Here is an 18,605-nt window from a genome sequence, read left to right on the forward strand (position 1 = left end):
ATGGCACCTACAATGGTCTCGCCTTACGAAATGGGTCCCAGTATGATGATGCCGACAATGGTGTCGCCTTACGAAATGGGTCCCAACATGATGATGCCGCCAATGGTCTCGCCTTACGAAATGGGTCCAAACTTGATGCCGCCGCCGATGGTCTCGCCTTATGACATTTCACCGTATCCCGCGGCTCCAAATGTATCACCTTACGAGACGTCGCCTTATCCTTACGGGCCTAATCTCATGCCGCCCACGCTATCACCGTATGCATCGCCATACGGCTTGTCGCCGGCATCAGGCTACTTCCCGCAGCCGGGATTTTATGGCGGCGAAGGTATCCAAGGCATTCCTCCAATGCCCGGAATACCTCCGATGCCGCCATTAGCCGCTTGTGATGACCGCGCCGTTGAAAGCGAAGAAATCAAGGAAAATAAAAATAATGATAAAGCAAAGGTGTCGGCATCCCCGGCCAAAAAGAGAAACGCAAAACCGAAATCAAAACCTGCATCGATCCGCAAAAATAAAGTCATACGGAAGCAAAATCTTCCTTGGATTAAATGGTAAGTTAAAGCGCATAACACCGGAACTCCCAGGCAACAATAGAAAAAAAGGAAGAGAAGGGATTCCGGTGTTTCGCTTTCGCATTCTTAGAGAAATCAAAAAGAGATTAAAACGTAAACGCCGCCACATCTGGTCTCTCGGGATTGGGGCCGCAGTCTTTGTGCTAGCTTCTCTCGCCGGTTCCTGGGCTGCTCACCGAATGGTTGCCTCCGGGCCGTGACTGCCTCTATATTGGACGAGTCGTCGGTTGTGTGGTCGGAGAATCTCGGTACGGACCCCGAGCAAAACAACAGCAGCAAGCAGCGAATTTTTACGGCTCTCCGACGATGGCAGGGGCAAGTGGAAATCGTGCTGCACCGTTCCTATCTGTGCGGAGAAGAGACGAGAAAACTGGGCACACACACGACGACACAAGCGGCCGATCTCCTTAAAAGTCACCGGACATGGGAAGGCACATTTGACTCGCGAGGGCAGCTGCTGATCGAAGAGACGGTCGACGATTTATCGCCGTTATGCCGTAAAACGGCTTACATCGGAATGGATGAGAACGGCAATCTGGCTTTATTCGACGGCCCGCCCGGCAAGGAAAATATAATACGCACCTTCTTTCAACTCGATGTTGAAACGCTTGAAACCAATTTGACGGAGGACAGGCTTCATGAGCTTGCTCATGGAATCCGTGTCTCGGATCGGGATGAATATAACAGCGTAATATCGACATTCAGCGATTTCGCCAAGTTTAAATCGCAGCAAGCGATTCAGACGGAAGAACAGGGAAATGAACATTGATTGCACGAAAAATGCGTAAGGGCGCTCTGCCGGAGCGCCTTTTTTCTTTGCTACCAAAGGACTATTTTGCACGAACGGCTGCTTTGTTCTTCCTTGCGGCAGTAGCGCCCATGCCGAACTTACGGCGATGGCCGGGCGCAATGTGTTCTCCTTCTGTTCTCATAGGCAGTAACATTTGCTATAATCAATGAAGCTAGAATGCTAGAGAGAGCGGGGCACCGACATGAGAGTTTTGGGTATCGATCCCGGAATCGCGATTATGGGCTTCGGGTTTATCGACAAAACGGGACATCGCCTCACTCCGGTGCAATACGGATGCATTGAGACGGAAGCCGGTACGCCTACTGAAATACGCCTTAAACAGATCTATGAGTCTTCATGCAAGTTGTTGGACGAATACAAGCCGGATACTGTGGCCGTCGAGAAATTGTTTTTCAACAAGAACGTGACGAACGCCTTCAGCGTCGGACAAGCGCGCGGTGTTTTTATATTGGCTGCGGCTCAGCGGGGACTGCCCATTGGCGAGTATACGCCGATGCAGGTCAAACAGGCGGTCGTGGGCTACGGCGCCGCCGAGAAACGGCAAATTCAGGAAATGGTCAAAATGCTCCTCAAATTAACCGCCGTCCCGAAGCCGGACGATGTGGCCGATGCGCTTGCGGTGGCGATCTGCCACGCCCATTCTACCGTCCTGCATGATAGATTGAACGGAGTGACTCATTCATGATCGATTTTTTGAGGGGACGAGTGGCTCATTGTGAGCCCGAATATGTGGTGATGGATGTGCGCGACATCGGTTACCGTGTTTTTACACCGAATCCCTACGCCTTGGCGAGAAACGAAGAGCCGATTCAACTGTACATACATCATCATGTGCGTGAGGATGCCATTCAGCTATTCGGCTTTGTCACTCGGGAGGAACAGACTCTGTTCCGCAAGCTGCTGGAGGTATCCGGCATCGGACCGAAGGTTGCGCTTGGTGTGCTGGCAGGCGGACGTCCGGAAGCGGTAGCCGCTGCCATCCGGCAAGAGAACGTTGCTTTCTTGACGAAGCTTCCGGGTATCGGCAAGAAAACGGCGCAGAGAATGATTCTGGACTTGAAAGAGAAGCTCGGGGCTGTGGACAGCAATTGGGCGGCGGCGGCAGTCGTGGAACTGGACGGCCCGATTGTGAGCGACAGCGGGTCGGCCTGGGGGGCGGCTCGCGAAGCTCTGGCCGGTCTTGGTTACAGGGATGCGGAGCTCGATCGGGCTTGGCACGTGTTAAAGGATCAAGTCGCAGATGATGAAGCGCCGGACGTACTGATGAAGAAAGCACTGCAGCAATTGTTCCAGGGATAACGGCAAGCGGGAGAGGGGGCCGGAACGATGGAAGACCGAATTGTCACCGCCCATTTGATGATGGAAGACCAGACGGTGGAGTACAGCCTGCGCCCACGTTATTTGGCTGAATACATCGGCCAAACGCAAGTGAAGGAAAATCTGAAGATTTACATAGAAGCCGCGAAGCTGCGGCGGGAGCCGTTAGATCATGTGCTGCTGTATGGCCCTCCAGGTCTCGGCAAAACAACGCTCTCCAATATCATCGCCAACGAGCTTGGCGTCAATATTCGCACCACCAGCGGGCCTGCGATCGAGAGACCCGGGGATTTGGCGGCAATTTTAACGAATTTGCAGGAAAACGACGTCCTGTTCATCGACGAGATCCATCGGCTTCACCGTACCGTCGAGGAAGTACTCTATCCGGCGATGGAAGATTTCGCGCTGGATTTCATTATCGGCAAGGGCCCGAGTGCGCGGTCCGTCCGCCTGGATTTGCCGAAGTTTACGTTGATCGGCGCTACCACACGGGCCGGGCTTCTCTCGGCTCCGCTAAGAGACCGGTTCGGCGTCGTCAGCCGGTTGGAATTTTATACCGAGGATGAGCTGGCTTACATTGTCAGCCGGAATGCGGAGCTTTTCGGGGTCGGTGTCGTAGGGGAAGCGTCGCGCGAGATTGCCAGGAGGTCCAGAGGTACTCCCCGGATCGCGAACAGGCTGCTGAAACGGGTGCGCGATCATGCTCAAGTCAATGGAGACGGTATCATAACCGATGACATCGCACATGGCGCACTGGAACGAATCCAGGTGGATCCGATGGGACTGGACAGCGTGGACCACAAGATGCTGCGTTCGATGATACAGAACTATCGCGGCGGCCCGGTCGGGTTGGATACGATTGCAGCTTCCATAGGCGAAGAAAGCCAGACGATTGAAGACGTATATGAGCCCTATTTGATGCAAATCGGTTTTTTGCAGAGGACGCCGCGCGGGCGCGTCGTTACCCCTTCCGCGTATCGCCACTTAGGGCTGCCTGTACCGGAATACAACGGATGAAACATGACGGAGGCGAATTCCATGACCCAGAAAGCCAGGTTCCCGGTTTCCCGTTTGATGATGTTAGTGCTTATACTTGCTGTCGTTGTTTCCGGCGCCGCGCCGCTCACTTCTTATGCGGCGGTTAACGTGCCGGACCGGATCCGCGTTGCTCTGTTTCTGAATTTGGGAACCAAATACCAAGCCATTACTGCTGCGGCGACTTTGTCATCGTCGGGAGGGCTCGCCCTATCCTGGCGCGATTCGCAGAATTCGCTAAGCGCCGATTCCATTCCGGCCGGACAACCTGCCCGGTTTTCTCTGGACGGCTATCGGGCGATTGTGGCGGAGACGTATGAATTGAACGCAGCGCTGGTCGTTCTGAAGAAGCTTCAAGCGTCTTCGCAAGCGGCATTCGTTACGAAGCTCAGCAAATCCGGCAAGACGGTTTACCAGGTTACCGAGGGTGTGTATCCCACTGCCGGCGCCGCAGCCACGGCTGTGACCAAATGGACGAATGCCGGCGCCGCCGCAGGAGTACAAAGTCTGCAAACCCCAAAAGTCGCCGGTCCTTGGGCGGTAGAAGCCGGTCCATACACGGGCAGGGCGGAGGCTGAAGCGGCAGCGGAGTTGATCGGAGCTGCCGGCCTGGATACCTTTGTCGCTCTCAAACCGCAAAACAACGTGATGAGTTATGTCGTGCGGGTAGGTCAAGAGAAAGACGCATCCTCCGCTGCAGCGCTGCAGCAAGCGGCTTCCGCGGCAAGCGGAGCCAATGTGCGGCTGCCCGCGGCAAGCGAGCCTTACGCCGTTATCCGCAATGATATGACTTACTATGGTTCGGCGAATAGACCCGTGAGCTTGTACGCCGTTCCGCTCACGGGAAACGGTATCCTCAGGGCTGATCCTGAGGGAGAAGCGGGCATTCATGTTGCGGAGCGATCGAAGAGGACATACCGGGGCAGTATGGAAATCAGCGCCGAGACCGGGTCGCTCGCGGTTATTAACGATGTTGATCTCGAGCAATATTTGTACTCCGTCGTAGGTACGGAGGTCAGTTCCGGCTGGCCGCCCGAGGCTCAGAAAGCTCAAGCGGTGGCGGCACGTTCGTACGCATTGGCCGGTGGAATGGGGTTCAAGCTCGCTAACGTCGTGGATACGACGGTAAGCCAGGCGTATTACGGTATCGGAGCCGAGAATCCCAATTCAACCGCGGGCGTTAACGGCACGAAGGGTGAAGTGTTAACCTTTAACGGCAGGATTATCAGCGCGCTCTTCTCTGCGAATGCAGGAGGCATTACTGCGGATGCAGCAGAAGGGTGGGGCAATCCCGATCCTAAAATGGCGAGTGCGGCGATTAGTCCGGATTCAGGTCCGCAGAACGGTAAAATGCAGTGGTACCGCGTTGCTACTTCGACAGGAGACACCGGCTATGTACGCGAAGACTTGGCCGCCGACAGCGGGCAGAAAAACGCGGCAGGCATCGCGCAGCTCCGAGTGACTGGAGACGGCGTTATCGTGCGGTCAAAGCCTCTTGTGGACAGCACTGCGGTGGCGCGCCTGTCAGCAGGCACATTAGTGGTTTCCTTGGGTAAGGTGCCGGAAGTGACGGTGTACAGCTGGGTTGAAGCTCCTAAGACAGCGGAAGAATTGCTCGCTTCGCTGAATAAAAGAGCCAAGACTCCGATCGCAGGGCCTCTCAACACTCTTGAGGTATCTCGCAGAGGACCGTCCGGCCGCGCGATCGAACTTCAAGCGAACGGCGTGAAGGTTGCGATTGAGGATCCGGACAACTTCAGAAGCGCATTGGGCGGTATACGCAGCACATTGTTCTCCATTGAAGAAACGGGCCGGCTCACGGTGAGAGATGCCGACGGCACAGAGCGTCAGCTGGCGGAACAGACGGGTTCGGTGCAAATTCAAGGCGCTGCCGGCGAAGCCAGAACCATCAGCGACGGCAGCTTGTTCGTGTTGGACGGCAGCGGTCAACTGAGAGCTGCGACCGCTAAACCCGAATTCGTAATTTCCGGCAAAGGCTGGGGCCACGGGATCGGGATGTCCCAATGGGGAGCAAGGGGAATGGCGGAACAAGGGTATGACTACCAATCGATACTGAAATACTATTATAAGAATGTTTTGATCGAAAAGGATGCAGATTGATGAATGTTTCTGATTTCGACTTCGAGTTACCGGAGTCTTTAATTGCTCAAGCACCTCTTGCCGAAAGAACCTCTTCGCGCCTTTTGGTACTTCACCGAAAGGAAGGGAGTGTAGAGCATCGCTCTTTTACGGATTTGGCGGAGTACTTGAAGCCGGGGGACACTCTCGTGTTGAACGACACGAGAGTGCTCCCCGCCCGTCTGTTCGGCGTAAAAGCCGAAACCGGCGCGAAGGCTGAAGTTCTTCTGCTGAAAAACCTGGACGGGGACCGCTGGGAGGCGTTGGTGCGTCCCGGCAAGAAGATTCACAAAGGGACGAAGCTGCTGTTCGGTATGCAAGGCGATGAAGCACCCAGTGGCGATCAAGCCGCTCTTACTGCGGTGATCGAAGAAGAAGGCGAAATGGGTGCGCGCACCCTTCGTTTCGAATATGACGGTATTTTTAACGAGCTGTTGGATCGTCTCGGGCAGATGCCGCTCCCGCCGTATATCAAGGAACGACTGCCGGACCGCGAGCGCTATCAAACCGTTTATTCCAAGCATGAAGGCTCCGCGGCGGCTCCGACCGCAGGACTGCATTTTACAGACGACTTTCTTCAGCAATTGCAAGATTCCGGCGTAAAACTTTGTCCGATCACCCTTCACGTTGGATTAGGCACCTTTCGCCCCGTTTCCGTGGACAATCTGGAAGAACATGCCATGCATGCGGAATGGTATTCGGTATCCGAGGAAAGCGCGTCAATGCTGAACGAGGCCAAAGCCGGGAGCGGCAGAATCGTGGCGGTCGGCACAACCTCGGCAAGAACGCTGGAGACGATCGGTCAACGCTTCCAAGGCGGCCCGGTGCAGGCGTGCAGCGGATGGACCGATATTTTCATTTATCCCGGCTACGAATTCACGATGGTGAACGCGCTGCTCACGAATTTCCACCTGCCGAAATCGACTCTTGTTATGCTGGTCAGCGCCCTCGCGGGGCGGGAAGCTGTGCTGGGCGCCTACCGGGAAGCGATAGAGCGCAGATATCGCTTTTTCAGCTTCGGCGACGCCATGTTCATTACCTAGTTTAGAGAGGACAAAACGAATGGCTGTTACTTATGAGTTAATCAAGACCTGCCGGCAAACCGGTGCGCGGCTGGGCCGGCTGCATACGCCGCATGGCGTCATCGACACGCCGACGTTCATGCCGGTCGGCACCCAGGCAACCGTCAAGGGGATGAGCCCCGAAGAGCTGAAAGATTTGGGTGCTCAAATCATACTCAGCAACACATACCACTTGTTTCTGCGCCCCGGCCATGAGCTGGTGAAGGAAGCAGGCGGGCTGCACCGGTTCATGAACTGGGATCGCCCGATTTTGACGGACAGCGGCGGTTTTCAAGTGTTCTCCTTGAGCGAGATGCGCAAAATTACCGAGGAAGGCGTCGCGTTCCGCTCGCATATTAACGGCGACAAAATGTCGCTCACTCCGGAAAGCGCCACTCATGTACAGAACGCATTGGGCGCCGATATCATGATGGCGTTCGATGAATGCCCGCCTTTTCCGGCCGATTATGAATATGTGAAACAATCGACGGAACGCACGAGCCGCTGGGCGGAAAGGTGCCTGAGAGCTCACCAGCGCCCGGGCGATCAGGCATTGTTCGGAATTGTGCAAGGCGGAATGCACAAAGATTTGCGTAAGAAAAGTGCGAAGGATTTGACTTCCCTGGATTTTCCGGGGTATTCTATTGGTGGACTAAGTGTGGGCGAGCCCAAAGCGCTTATGTACGAAGTGTTGGAGGAGACCGTGCCTTTGCTGCCGGGCAGCAAGCCGAGGTATTTGATGGGCGTCGGATCGCCGGATGCCCTGATCGAGGGAAGCATTCGCGGCATCGATATGTTCGATTGCGTCCTGCCGACGCGCATTGCACGCAACGGCACGCTGATGACCAGTCAGGGCCGCATGGTTGTCCGCAACGCGAAGTACACCGGTGATTTCGGTCCTCTCGACCCGGAATGTTCTTGTTACGCCTGCCGCAGCTACTCCCGCGCATACATTCGCCACCTCGTGAAAGCGGACGAAATGTTCGGTCTCCGCTTGACCACGATACATAACCTGCATTTTTTGGTTAACCTCATGCATGAGGTGCGCCAGGCGATTCGGGAAGACAGGCTGGCAGATTTCCGGGATCAATTCTTTGAGAAATACGGCATGGCCGAGAACGAAAGCGGATTTTGAGAAAGGGGGGAATACAGATGTGGTTAGCGGCAACGGGTAACGGCGGCAGCAGTCTATGGATGACACTGCTTCCATTTGTATTGATGTTCGCCATTTTTTATTTTCTGCTGATTCGTCCGCAGCAAAAGAAACAGCGTCAGCGCGGCTCCATGTTGAATGCCTTGAAAAAAGGCGATAAAGTGGTCACAATCGGAGGTTTGCACGGCACCATCGACACGATTACGGACGACACCGTGGTGTTGAAGGTCAACGATGCGACGAAGCTCACTTTTGACCGCGGTTCAATCAATAACGTGACTGCGCGCACCAGCGACGCAACAGAAAGCCAAGCATAAGATTTCGTGCCTTTATGCATTATGCAAAGCCCTCAGCCCGGACAAGCGGTATCCGCTTACCCGAAGCTGAGGGCTTTTCTTCGTTATGAACCGAACGATTCTCTCGTTTTAAGCTTCGATTCGGATTCTAATTGCGGCTTTTCGAGCGAAGAGCGCTCTCCCCAGCTCCGATTTTTAGCCCGATCGCTGCCGCAGCTGTGCCCAGCACGAGGCCTGCGACCATATCCGTGAACCAGTGAATTCCCAAATAGAAAATGGAGAAAATAATAATTATCGCGTTAATCCAAGTAAAGGCTGCCCATTTGCGTATACCGGATCGACCCGCCAGAACGGCCATGGTCACTGAAATCGAAGTGTGCAGGCTCGGGAAACAGTTGTTGATCCCCGATAAAGCCCGGTATTGCTGTTCGAAGGCAGGGAAAGCGTCAAGCATGAGAAATTTCACGTCCGAATGTGCGAACCAGACTTCGTTAACCGGTACAAAAAGATAGAAAGGCACAGCGATAAAATAATTCAGGAGCAGAGCCACGCAAAAAGCGTAAAAAAGCTTCAAGTTCTGATGATAAGTATAAATGCCGACTGAGGCGATCATGACGGATTGGAAAACAACCAAGTAAAAAAAGGCGCATACGAGCGTCAGAATATCGGAGTGTAAAGCGGTCTGCAGCCATACGACCCAACTGCCTTCCCAGCCTGTAACAACGGGTGTCAGGTCATACGATACGCTGATCCACTGCTCCAGCTTCAGCTCATGCTTGTTGAGCAGCAGAATGGCCAGCATACCCGCAAAAACAAGCAGATACTTTTTTGACGACAACATCGATTGCAAGAACATCCGCACCGTGACGAAAGGCTGCCGCCCCGTCCCAAACCAGATCAGCAGGATGACGGTGATGATCGTCCAGATCGACACAGTGGACATGCTATGGAACAAAACCATTTTGCGCCTCCCGTACCCCTCTGGTTGATAAAAGCACCGACTTATTATAGCACATACGGGGGCGGTTATCGCATCACTTACCTCTTGAGCCGGTGTTTACTCCGAGCATTCCGCCGAAGGCTCCGGCAAAGCAGGTTACGGCCAGCAAGATGGGCACGGTCACGGTCCATGCTGCGTCAGCTGCCAGGAAGCTGATTATTAAAATCAGCAAGGTGTAGAACAAACCGTTCGCGGCTCCGAAGTACCAGCCCCGCCGTCCGGAGCGGCGGGCAGACACGAACCCTCCTGCCAGAGAGGAGAAACCGTGGACGCCGAATACCCAAGGAAGAAGCTCTGCCTCGCTGATCGACGAGCCCATCAGCAGAATTGAAATGATAATTGCCCCGATCGCGAGCCATATTGCGGACCAATACAATCCCGAAGCTACCGGTGAAGCCATGCGAAACCCGAGCAGGCGTGAAAGAGGATTCAATGGACAACACTCCTTTATTAATAAACCGTTTGTATCAGCTTATGGCGAAGGTGCAGACGCTAGTACAGGCTGCGCCTCCGTGCAGCGCGGATTGCCAATTTTTCCGCAGGCGGGGTTGGGTATGAGCTCCATGGTACGCGGTGACACTACAAGCGCAAGCACTCAGGATCGGCAAATTAATGCTTCCAAGCCGGGATGGAGGGAAAAGCATGGAAGTGGCAGCGACACTGTTGCGGACTCTGGGTATGTATGTGTTCGTGTTTCTCGTCTTAAGGCTGATGGGCAAACGCGAGATCGGCAAGCTGTCCGTTTTTGATCTGGTCATCTCGATCATGATCGCGGAAATTGCCGCTATGGTGATCGAACAACCCGCCAAGCCCGTGTGGATGGCAATAGCGCCGATCGCCCTCCTTCTCCTCATCCAGATTGGCATTGCGTATATTACATTGAAAAGCCATTTTTTTCGCAGGTGGTTTGAAGGCACGCCGACCGTGATAATACGGCACGGACATATCAACCGTAAGGTCATGGGGAAAGAAAGATACAATCTGAATGATTTGATGACTCATTTGCGGCAGAACAGAATAACGAACATAGAGGATGTGGAGCTGGCCGTTCTGGAATCCACGGGAGAACTTTCTGTAATTCCACGAAGAACCGGCGAGGATGACGGCCGCGGAAATCGTGATGCTCATCCGGACAAGCCGGACGCTTATCCGAAGGTTCGATACGAAATGCTGCCGCTCTCGCTTATTCTTGACGGCCACGTTCAGGATGAAAATCTTCAGAAATTGGGCAAGACCCGATTCTGGTTGAAAACGGAGCTCCAGAAATACGGCATAGATAACTTTAAACATGTTTTTTTCTGCAGTGTGGATCACAGAGGCAAGCTGTATGTGGATAAAAAGTAAGGTCAAGTCCGGCCGGTAACCCGGAACAGCCTGCCGATAATGGGTACGCGTGCGGCGTCATGGCGGTCGATCAGGTTCATCCAGATGAGCAGCAGCAAGTAGATGATTGTGGCTGACAAACAAGCCGTCCCCAAATTCAGGACGCTTAACGGCAGCCAGTGCCGGTTCCAGACCCACATCGCGGCAGCGCTCATAATGGCCGTCGCGGCACTCAGTTTAAGGAAGTCCAGCGGGTGCATGCGAAATCCGGTGAGACGGGCTACGCTTATCCAATTTAACAGCGTGACGAGTACGATATTAACGCCGATAGCGATCACGGCGCCGAGTATGCCGAATTCCGGTTCGGTAGCCAGCTGCACGATCAGGATGATCTTCACGGCGGCCCCCGCGAATGTATTAAACAACGCAGTGCCGGGCCGATTCAACGCTTGCAGTGCGGCTTGCAGCGGCGCTTGCATATACAGGAAAATCGCAATCGGCGCAAACCACTGCAGCATGCCGGCCATCGAATCGTCACCGTACAAAAGCGCACACAGCGGCGCGGCGAGCAATCCCATCAATACGACGAACGGCGCTCCGGTTATAACGGCGAGCCTCATCGATTGATGCAGCCTTTTGTGAATAGTCGTCCAATCTCCCCGTGAAGCGGCTTCGGATAACGAAGGTACGAGAGATACGGCGAGCGAGTAGGTCAGCGCACCCGGCAGCAGCAGCAAGGGGATGACCATGCCCTGAAGGGCGCCGTATTGAGCGGTCGCCTCTGCTGTGCCGATGCCGGCAATCGCCAGACTTCTGGCAGTCAGAATCGATTCCAGCAAATAAGAGAGGGATCCGATCATTTTGCTGCCCGTCACCGGGATAGCCGTACCCAGCAGCTGTCTTACATAATTTCGCTCCATCCTGCTCTCTGTCTTTTCAATCGCGATGTCTGCGGATTTGCTGTTCGCCGGTATGTGATCACGCTTTATTTGAATCCAGAGAACCATCAGCCCGGCTAATTCCCCCGCAACCATTCCGAGCACGGCCCCCGCCGCTGCAGCCTCCAAGCCGAAAGGCAGAAACATCCACGCGAACATGAGGGTGAGCAAAATGCGCACGATCGTCTCCACGGTTTGGGAGAATGCCGTAGGGATCATATTTTGTTTGCCTTGAAAATAACCCCGCCATACCGAAGAAATTGCCACCAGCGGAAGCACCGGTATCATCGTCAAAAATGCGGTATGCACCCTGGCATCCGTCATAATCTGGGAGGAGATCCACTCCGCCAATGCCAGGCACACCGCCCCGGCCGCTAAACTTACGCCCAGCGACAAAGTGAGGGCGATATTCAATATTTTGCGAATCGCTTTTTGATCGCCTCGAGTATCGGCTTCCGCCACCATTTTGGCGACAGCCAGCGGCACTCCGCCGGCAATGAGCGTAAGGACAACGATTGTGAACGGATATACCAATTGAATAAGGCCTACTCCCTCGGCGCCGATCATCCGCGGCAGCGCGATGCGGGGAACAAATCCAAGCAGACGGTTCAAGATCCCGGCTGCTAGAAGAATCATGGCGCCTTGGATAAATGATTGTTTGCGCAATGACAAAGGCATCCCTCTTCTCCCTGGTGACTCTTGCTCTCATATGTATGCAATGGTTGTCCTTCTTCATGACTTCGGCAGGAATTTCGGCTTAAATATAGAATGATAATAGAGCAGGCGAACTCGGAAGCACTCGTCACGGCAGGGAGGGAACACGAGGGTGGAACAGAACGAAGACATTACTCCATCGCTAAGCAGCTCGGAGGCAATGACCGAAACCGAAATGAACGAAATGATCGAACAGCTTTGCCTCAGTAAAGCCGAGGAATTCCGCATGATCGGATATGAACAGGTGACCGGAGCCGACGTGTGGGAATGTGTCAGCGATAAATACCATAAGAAAGGCACACCCCCACTATATCAAGTGGTGAATGATATTTTGTCCCTGAAGGTTACTCAGTTCATGAACTTCATCACTTTGAGCATGTACCGCGGGGAGATCCGCTGAATTAAACAATTGGAAACAGTCTTCTCCTTAGGGGAAGGCTTTCTTTTTGACTTCTTTTTGGGCGGCTAGGTATAATAGGAATATTGAGAATCGAAAGGGGACAGCATCAGAGATGAAGCGATTGGTGGCTTTCGTGCTCGTAGTTGTCATAGGATTCGGGGTAATGGCCTTTTTCACCCCCGGATTACTGCAAGGTACGAAGCTCGGTCTTGATTTAAAAGGCGGTATTGAAATACTTTATCAAGCGCACCCGCTGACCAAAGGCGGAACCGTGACTCCGGAATCTTTGAACAAAACGGCGATGAGCCTTGAAGACCGGGCAAACCGTACCGGTGTCGCCGAGCCGGAAGTTACGACGGAAGGCAAAGATCGAATTCGGCTCAGAATTGCCGTAGATACCGGCAAAACTCCTCAGGAGAGAGATCAAGCGATCCAGAAAGTCCGCGACTTGATGAAGAAGCCCGCCGACTTGCAATTCCGCAGCGCTACAGGCTGTGCGGACGGGTCTTTTTGTAAACCTGAATTGCTGGGAAATGACTTCGTCGAAGGTGCGGCCAAAGTCGAATTTAATGATTTGAACCAGCCTTTGGTAGCGATAAAGGTGAAAGATAAACAAAAATTCGCCGAGATTTCTACGCGCTTGGTGGGGAAGCAGCTCGCTATCTTTTTGGATGACAAGCTTTTGTCGGCTCCGGTGGTGCAGCAGCCGTTAACCACCGGCACCGCTACAATAACCGGTCAAGAATCCCGCCAAGAAGCTCAAGATCTCGCGGATATCATCAACTTGGGCGCTCTGCCGTTAAAACTGACGGAGAAGTATACGCAAAGCGTCGGCGCCACATTGGGACAACAGTCGCTGCATCAAACACTGTTCGCAGGCATTCTGGCGTCTGCACTTATCCTTTTGTTTATGCTCTATTTCTATCGCATACCGGGGTTCGTCGCCACCATTTGCTTAATTGTGTTTGTGTGGCTGCTTTTAGGCGTCTTTTATCTGATGCACGCCACATTAACGCTGCCGGGTATAGCTGCGTTCGTGCTTGGGATCGGGATTGCCGTCGACTCGAATATCATTACTGCTGAGCGAATCAGGGACGAGCTTCGCAGCGGCAAGACGATCTCGTCTTCGCTTCGCGCAGGTGCCAAGAACAGTTTCCGGACGATCATCGATGCCCACATCACTACGATTATTGCCGGCGCCGTGCTCTATTTCATGGGACATGGCATGGTTAAGAGCTTTGCTATCGTTCTGATAGCAAGTATCGTAGTTAATATTGCCACCAACGTATTCCTGCCGCGGTTTTTACTGCAGCTGCTCGTCCAAAGCGGCAAATTCAAAAAACCAACCCAGTATGGTGTGAAGGAGAGTGAAATCAGTGCGCTCTAACGGTAAATTCGATTTCGTACACACAAGCCGCCGGTTTCTGCTCGTCTCTGCCGCCATCCTGTTGATCGGCCTGATCATGCTGGCAGCCAAGGGCTTGCACTACGGCATTGATTTCAGCTCCGGAACTTCGATCGATATTTCAACGAGCAAACCGGTTTCCGAACAGACGCTTAGATCCTTTCTCGATGAACAGAATCTTGGCGGATATGGGTTGACCCCTTCGGAGACCCGCGATACCGTTCGCTTCGAGCAGGCCTTAACCGAACAGCAGGAAAGGCAATTCACGACAAACTTCACCTCGCAGATCGATAAAGATGCATCCTTCGAAGTGAACATCGTGGATGTCGACATCGCCAAGGAACAGCAGACCAACGCCTTGATCGGTCTCGCCGTTGCAAGTCTCGGTATCATGCTCTATGTAAGCATCCGCTTTGAATGGCGGTTTGCGGTTGCCGCCATCGCGGCGCTTTTGTACGATGCATTATTCGTCATTTGCATATTCTCTATCTTTCAACTGGAGGTCAATCTGCCGTTTATCCTGGCCGTCTTGACCATCATCGGTTACTCCATCAACGATACGGTCGTTATTTTCGACAGAATCAGGGAAAACCTGCGTTTTACCAAAATTAAAACCGGCGCAGATTTGGACGCTTTGGTGAACAACAGCATCTGGCAGACGCTGCACCGGTCCGTGAACACGGTAATCACCGTTCTGCTCGCTGCAGGCTGCTTATTCATATTCGGCAGCGAGTCGATCCGGTTGTTCTCGCTCGCATGATCGTCGGTTTGATCAGCGGTGCGTATTCTTCGATCTTCATCGCAAGCCAGCTGTGGCTGTACCTGAAGAAGAAGCAGCCGGTTAAGAAAACGGTAAAAGCGCCGGTTACGCCTTAACGTTACAGAAAAAGGGGTGGCTCTTATGACAATGGAACGACGCTCCGCATTTGCGGAACGCGGCGCTTTGGTTTCTTTCTGGGGGCTGCTCGGTTTGTTTGTCATGAAAGGAACTGTCGGTTGGCTTACAGGCAGCAAAGCCTTGATGGCGGATGCCTGTCAATCGGCTGCCGATTGTGCGGGCTCGGTCACCTCTTACCTTGGGATGCGTAAAGCCGGAGCCTATCCGACTGCCGCATCAAGCCGGGAACAAGGCGCCGCTGCAATTACCATTGTGCTGTCGGCAGTCCTTCTCGTTGCTTCACTTGAGATCGGGATTTCCTCCGTACGGGCCGTCGCCGATGGTGCAGACGAAGCCCCGGGCTGGGGAGCTGTCGCCGCTATTGCGTTAAGCATCGGACTTCGTGAAGGGCTCTTCAAATACAAGCGCAGCCGGGACAGCCGAGTCGGTATCCGCAGTGACCGCACGGCGGATAACCGTTCCGATATTTTCTCTTCGCTCACCGCTCTTGTGGGCACCTCGGGAGCTGCGGCAGGCGAGGCGTTCGGTATGCCGTTCCTGTACGTGCTTGATCCCGCGGCCGGACTGGTCATTGCGGTGTTCGTCCTGCGGATGGGCTACCGGCTTGCCGCCGGAGTTGTGGCAAATCCGGAGCGGCGCATACTGGATCAAGCCGACAACCAGATGCTGCTGGAAGCCGTTCAGCGAATCGACGGGGTTGTCGCGGTGGACGGACTGCAAGCGCGGGAGCACGGACATTATGTCATACTCGACGTGGTCATTCGGGTGAATCCGAGAATCTCGGTGATCGAGGGCCATGATATCGCGCTGCGGATCAGGCGGCACTTAACGAAACGGTTCCTGCATGTATCGGACGTGAACGTTAAGGTGGAGCCTTACGATCCCGGATATCCGTACAAAAGCAATCATCACGATGAAGAGTTGTCTGCGCTGCTGCAGTGACCTTCCCGGTGAACACCTGAATCCGCCGCTTTTGACGGCGGATTTTGTCTTACCTATTACAGAAGTCGTTGATGGAGGAAACAAAGTGATTGCATCCAAATATCGATGGGACGTCCCGGCACCGGATGAGCGGATCGTGCAGCAATTGGCGGATCAGCTGCAAGTCAGCCGGCTGGCTGCGGGAGTATTGGCATCCCGGGGATGGTCGGCTGTCGAGGAAACCGGCGCTTTCCTGCAGCCCAGCGAAGACCAGCTGCTGGATCCTTTTCTGATGAAAGGTATGGCTTCGGCTGTGGATCGCATCTCGCGCGCAGTCACGAATGGAGAGCACATTCGCATCTATGGCGATTATGACGCCGACGGGGTGACCTCTACGACATTAATGAGCCGCCTGCTGCTGCAATTGGGCGCCCGTTTCGATACCTATATTCCCCATCGAAGCAAAGAGGGCTATGGGCTTAACCGGCATGCGATCGATTTGGCTGCGGAAGCCGGAGTCGCTCTGATCGTCACCGTGGACAACGGAATCAGCGCTGTGGAGCAGATTGCCTATGCCGCCGAGCGAGGAATAGACGTTGTGGTGACGGATCATCACGAACCGCCGGACGTTTTTGCCTGAAGCGGTTGCGCTTGTAAATCCCAAGCAGCCGGATTGCCGTTATCCTTTCAAAGGATTGTGCGGAGCAGGGGTTGTGTTTAAGCTCGGACATGCGCTTTTGGGACGTCCGGTTCTGGAGTATGCCGATCTGGCGGCCATCGGAACGATTGCCGACCTGATGCCGCTCACCGGTGAGAATCGGATCATCGCAAGGGCGGGCTTGGAGCTGATGCGGCGCCGGCCATCTCCCGGCATCCGTGCTCTATGCAAGGCTTGCGGGGTGGAGCCAGAGCAGCTTACCAGCGGACGAATCGGCTTCGGACTTGCTCCGCGGCTGAACGCGGGAGGCCGCCTGGAGCATGCCGACAGCGCAGTAAAGCTGCTCTCGGCTGATAATGAGCAGGAAGCGGAGCTTCTGGCGATAGAGCTTGACCGCCTTAACGGCGAGCGGCAAAGGCTGGTCGAACAGACACTCATTGAGGCCGATGATAAATGGCAAAGCAGCTGCGCATCCGAAGGCATGCGCAATGTAATCGTGATCGCGGAAGAAGGCTGGAACGCCGGTATTGCCGGGCTGGTCGCCTCCAAGTTGGTCGAGCGGTATTACCGGCCTGCCGTCATTCTCGCTTGCGATCCGGCGACCGGTCTTTGCAAAGGATCCGCCCGTTCGATCGACGGGTTCGATCTGTACGAGGCCCTCACTGAATATGCCGGCTTAATGGAGCATTACGGAGGCCACCAAGCGGCGGCCGGCTTGACCATTGCCCGGGATCGCGTGGATCAGCTGAGGGAAGGTCTCCATAAGCTGGCTGGGGAGCGGCTCAGCCCTGAGCAATGGCAGCCTAAGAAACGCGCGGATCTAAGCTGCAGTTTGGAGGATCTGACGATTGCAGCTCACGAAGAACTGGCTCGACTTGAGCCGTTCGGCCAGGGCAATCCGACTCCGCGTTTTGTTCTGTCCGGTGTCCGAATCAGCGAAACTCGAACGCTGGGTAAAGAAAACAAACATCTGCGGCTCACCGTGGAGCAGAACGGACGCAAGATCGAAGCGCTAGGCTTCGGTATGGGAGAACACCGTCAGCGCTTGACGCCGGGCTTGAGCATCGATTTATTGGGTGAGCTGGGCGTGAACGAATGGAACGGTACGCGGCGGGCTCAGCTGGTATTTCAGGATTGGAAGACCGATCAATTGCTCATTCACGACAGACGATCGGAAAAAGCGGTTTGGCCGGCATTGGAGAAGCTCCTGCTGAATCGCACCGAAGGCTGCATCATCGGATGCGCATCGCAAGAACTCTATCAAGAAGCTTTATCCAGACTGAGTCATACCGGAATCCCGATTTATCCGCTTGCTCCCGGCGGAGCAAACGCAGCGACCGTATCGGAAACGGCCTCCGCGCAGCAGCGGACTCGACCGCTGAGCGGTTGGAGGGAGTTATTTTTGATCGGGCTGCCCGATAACGAACAAAATGTCCTTATTTTAAAACATTGGCTGCATCCCGAATACGGCGGAGAAACCGTTCATATATATTCCGAGCATGGCAGCCCGCAGGCGGAGGAACCGTATACCGCGTTCCCGGAGCGCAGCCACTTTGCCGAAGTATACGCCAGATTTCGTGACCAGGGCACCTGGTTGGACAGTCCGAACGGCTTCTTGCAGGCAACGGCTTCCGCTGCCGGATGGCCGCTGGCGGTCGTTCGCATGATGGAGGAAGTTTTCATTGAGCTCGGCTTTATTACAGTGCAAGGAGTGACGCGGAAAGTCGAGGCTAAGCCCGCCCGCAAGGAACTGGATGAGTCGGCCCGTTACCGTCGGTCGCGAACGCAGTTCGAAGCGTCCGCACTCGCGAAAATGTCTTCCCGGGAGCTGCATAATTGGCTCACTGCCTGCCATACTGTGAACACCGGCTCCATCCGATGACTCGCCCCGTTACCCTAGCCAGAAGATGGGGAAAAGTGTATAATGCTGTTCGGAAGACAACCAAAGGAGCATGATAAAC

Annotated in this window: 17 protein-coding genes and 2 pseudogenes; 16 read left to right on the top strand and 3 right to left on the bottom strand. The window is 54.3% G+C overall.

The window, feature by feature from the left end; genetic code table 11:
- From SD71_RS23840 to yajC, 9 genes and pseudogenes are all read left to right on the top strand, one after another.
- Nucleotides 1-558: pseudogene (locus tag SD71_RS23840) on the top strand (hypothetical protein); the annotation flags it as partial.
- Nucleotides 559-771: 213 nt separating this feature from the next.
- Nucleotides 772-1,344 carry a BofC C-terminal domain-containing protein gene (locus SD71_RS04015; RefSeq protein ID WP_152619332.1) on the top strand — a complete coding sequence of 191 codons (573 nt, stop codon included), beginning with the start codon at nucleotides 772-774 and terminating at the stop codon, nucleotides 1,342-1,344.
- A gap of 223 nt (nucleotides 1,345-1,567) precedes the next feature.
- Entirely contained in the window at nucleotides 1,568-2,071 is a 504-nt protein-coding gene (gene ruvC / locus SD71_RS04020; RefSeq protein WP_041060031.1) for a crossover junction endodeoxyribonuclease RuvC, read from the top strand.
- A complete protein-coding gene (gene ruvA / locus SD71_RS04025; protein WP_041060034.1) occupies nucleotides 2,068-2,685 on the top strand; it encodes a Holliday junction branch migration protein RuvA in 618 nt (205 codons plus the stop codon). The genes ruvC and ruvA overlap by 4 nt, the downstream gene beginning before the upstream one ends.
- Nucleotides 2,686-2,712: 27 nt before the next feature.
- Nucleotides 2,713-3,720, top strand: a complete 1,008-nt coding sequence (ruvB, locus tag SD71_RS04030) for a Holliday junction branch migration DNA helicase RuvB (protein ID WP_041060037.1) — start codon at nucleotides 2,713-2,715, stop codon at nucleotides 3,718-3,720.
- Nucleotides 3,721-3,741: 21 nt separating this feature from the next.
- Nucleotides 3,742-5,859, top strand: a complete 2,118-nt coding sequence (locus SD71_RS04035) for a SpoIID/LytB domain-containing protein (protein ID WP_052475927.1) — start codon at nucleotides 3,742-3,744, stop codon at nucleotides 5,857-5,859.
- Nucleotides 5,859-6,920 (top strand): tRNA preQ1(34) S-adenosylmethionine ribosyltransferase-isomerase QueA, encoded by a 1,062-nt coding sequence (gene queA, locus SD71_RS04040; protein WP_041060040.1) that lies wholly within the window; start codon nucleotides 5,859-5,861, stop codon nucleotides 6,918-6,920. The genes SD71_RS04035 and queA overlap by 1 nt, the downstream gene beginning before the upstream one ends.
- A 19-nt stretch (nucleotides 6,921-6,939) precedes the next feature.
- Nucleotides 6,940-8,073 carry a tRNA guanosine(34) transglycosylase Tgt gene (gene tgt / locus SD71_RS04045; protein ID WP_041060043.1) on the top strand — a complete coding sequence of 378 codons (1,134 nt, stop codon included), beginning with the start codon at nucleotides 6,940-6,942 and terminating at the stop codon, nucleotides 8,071-8,073.
- Between the two features lie 17 nt (nucleotides 8,074-8,090).
- Nucleotides 8,091-8,408, top strand: a complete 318-nt coding sequence (gene yajC / locus SD71_RS04050; protein WP_041060046.1) for a preprotein translocase subunit YajC — start codon at nucleotides 8,091-8,093, stop codon at nucleotides 8,406-8,408.
- 127 nt (nucleotides 8,409-8,535) lie between these two features.
- Here the strand turns inward: yajC and SD71_RS04055 are convergent, their stop codons facing one another.
- Nucleotides 8,536-9,348: a phosphatase PAP2 family protein gene (locus SD71_RS04055; protein WP_041060049.1), complete on the bottom strand. Its 813-nt coding sequence runs from the start codon at nucleotides 9,346-9,348 to the stop codon at nucleotides 8,536-8,538.
- A 73-nt stretch (nucleotides 9,349-9,421) separates the two neighbouring features.
- Nucleotides 9,422-9,820: a TIGR04086 family membrane protein gene (locus SD71_RS04060; protein WP_041060052.1), complete on the bottom strand. Its 399-nt coding sequence runs from the start codon at nucleotides 9,818-9,820 to the stop codon at nucleotides 9,422-9,424.
- A 209-nt stretch (nucleotides 9,821-10,029) separates the two neighbouring features.
- On the opposite strand from SD71_RS04060, the gene SD71_RS04065 reads away from it, so the two are divergent.
- A complete protein-coding gene (locus tag SD71_RS04065) occupies nucleotides 10,030-10,731 on the top strand; it encodes a DUF421 domain-containing protein (RefSeq protein WP_041060055.1) in 702 nt (233 codons plus the stop codon).
- A 2-nt stretch (nucleotides 10,732-10,733) separates the two neighbouring features.
- Here SD71_RS04065 and spoVB read toward each other — a convergent pair whose 3' ends face one another.
- On the bottom strand, nucleotides 10,734-12,326 hold the full coding sequence (gene spoVB / locus SD71_RS04070) for a stage V sporulation protein B (RefSeq protein WP_235426983.1): 1,593 nt from the start codon (nucleotides 12,324-12,326) through the stop codon (nucleotides 10,734-10,736).
- Between the two features lie 196 nt (nucleotides 12,327-12,522).
- Here spoVB and SD71_RS04075 point away from each other — a divergent pair, with 196 nt between their 5' ends.
- The 6 genes and pseudogenes from SD71_RS04075 to SD71_RS21905 all read left to right on the top strand — a co-directional run bounded on the left by SD71_RS04075 (nucleotide 12,523) and on the right by SD71_RS21905 (nucleotide 18,526).
- A complete protein-coding gene (locus SD71_RS04075; RefSeq protein ID WP_041060458.1) occupies nucleotides 12,523-12,762 on the top strand; it encodes a post-transcriptional regulator in 240 nt (79 codons plus the stop codon).
- 112 nt (nucleotides 12,763-12,874) lie between these two features.
- The gene (secD, locus tag SD71_RS22850) at nucleotides 12,875-14,149 is read left to right on the top strand and encodes a protein translocase subunit SecD (RefSeq protein WP_082034027.1); all 1,275 of its coding nucleotides are present in this window, start codon (nucleotides 12,875-12,877) and stop codon (nucleotides 14,147-14,149) included.
- Nucleotides 14,139-15,043, top strand: a pseudogene (gene secF, locus SD71_RS22855) (protein translocase subunit SecF). Before secD ends, secF begins: the two are co-directional and overlap by 11 nt.
- 25 nt (nucleotides 15,044-15,068) lie before the next feature.
- Nucleotides 15,069-16,007 carry a cation diffusion facilitator family transporter gene (locus SD71_RS04085; protein WP_041060059.1) on the top strand — a complete coding sequence of 313 codons (939 nt, stop codon included), beginning with the start codon at nucleotides 15,069-15,071 and terminating at the stop codon, nucleotides 16,005-16,007.
- Nucleotides 16,008-16,092: 85 nt separating this feature from the next.
- Nucleotides 16,093-16,626, top strand: coding sequence for a DHH family phosphoesterase (locus SD71_RS21900; RefSeq protein ID WP_052475928.1), 534 nt, complete (start codon nucleotides 16,093-16,095; stop codon nucleotides 16,624-16,626).
- Between the two features lie 73 nt (nucleotides 16,627-16,699).
- Nucleotides 16,700-18,526, top strand: a complete 1,827-nt coding sequence (locus SD71_RS21905; RefSeq protein WP_161793329.1) for a single-stranded-DNA-specific exonuclease C-terminal domain-containing protein — start codon at nucleotides 16,700-16,702, stop codon at nucleotides 18,524-18,526.
- Nucleotides 18,527-18,605: the final 79 nt, after the last annotated feature.

The organism is Cohnella kolymensis, from assembly GCF_000829465.1.
Lineage (GTDB): Bacteria > Bacillota > Bacilli > Paenibacillales > Paenibacillaceae > Cohnella > Cohnella kolymensis.

What these genes read in the sequence shown, in the direction of transcription:
- ruvC (WP_041060031.1), top strand. Translation starts at nt 1,568, where the DNA reads ATGAGAGTTTTGGGTATCGATCCCGGAATCGCGATTATGGGCTTCGGG.
- ruvA (WP_041060034.1), top strand. Translation starts at nt 2,068, where the DNA reads ATGATCGATTTTTTGAGGGGACGAGTGGCTCATTGTGAGCCCGAATAT.
- ruvB (WP_041060037.1), top strand. Translation starts at nt 2,713, where the DNA reads ATGGAAGACCGAATTGTCACCGCCCATTTGATGATGGAAGACCAGACG.
- SD71_RS04035 (WP_052475927.1), top strand. Translation starts at nt 3,742, where the DNA reads ATGACCCAGAAAGCCAGGTTCCCGGTTTCCCGTTTGATGATGTTAGTG.
- queA (WP_041060040.1), top strand. Translation starts at nt 5,859, where the DNA reads ATGAATGTTTCTGATTTCGACTTCGAGTTACCGGAGTCTTTAATTGCT.
- tgt (WP_041060043.1), top strand. Translation starts at nt 6,940, where the DNA reads ATGGCTGTTACTTATGAGTTAATCAAGACCTGCCGGCAAACCGGTGCG.
- yajC (WP_041060046.1), top strand. Translation starts at nt 8,091, where the DNA reads ATGTGGTTAGCGGCAACGGGTAACGGCGGCAGCAGTCTATGGATGACA.
- SD71_RS04055 (WP_041060049.1), bottom strand. Translation starts at nt 9,348, where the DNA reads ATGGTTTTGTTCCATAGCATGTCCACTGTGTCGATCTGGACGATCATC.
- SD71_RS04065 (WP_041060055.1), top strand. Translation starts at nt 10,030, where the DNA reads ATGGAAGTGGCAGCGACACTGTTGCGGACTCTGGGTATGTATGTGTTC.
- spoVB (WP_235426983.1), bottom strand. Translation starts at nt 12,326, where the DNA reads ATGCCTTTGTCATTGCGCAAACAATCATTTATCCAAGGCGCCATGATT.
- SD71_RS04075 (WP_041060458.1), top strand. Translation starts at nt 12,523, where the DNA reads ATGACCGAAACCGAAATGAACGAAATGATCGAACAGCTTTGCCTCAGT.
- secD (WP_082034027.1), top strand. Translation starts at nt 12,875, where the DNA reads ATGAAGCGATTGGTGGCTTTCGTGCTCGTAGTTGTCATAGGATTCGGG.
- SD71_RS04085 (WP_041060059.1), top strand. Translation starts at nt 15,069, where the DNA reads ATGACAATGGAACGACGCTCCGCATTTGCGGAACGCGGCGCTTTGGTT.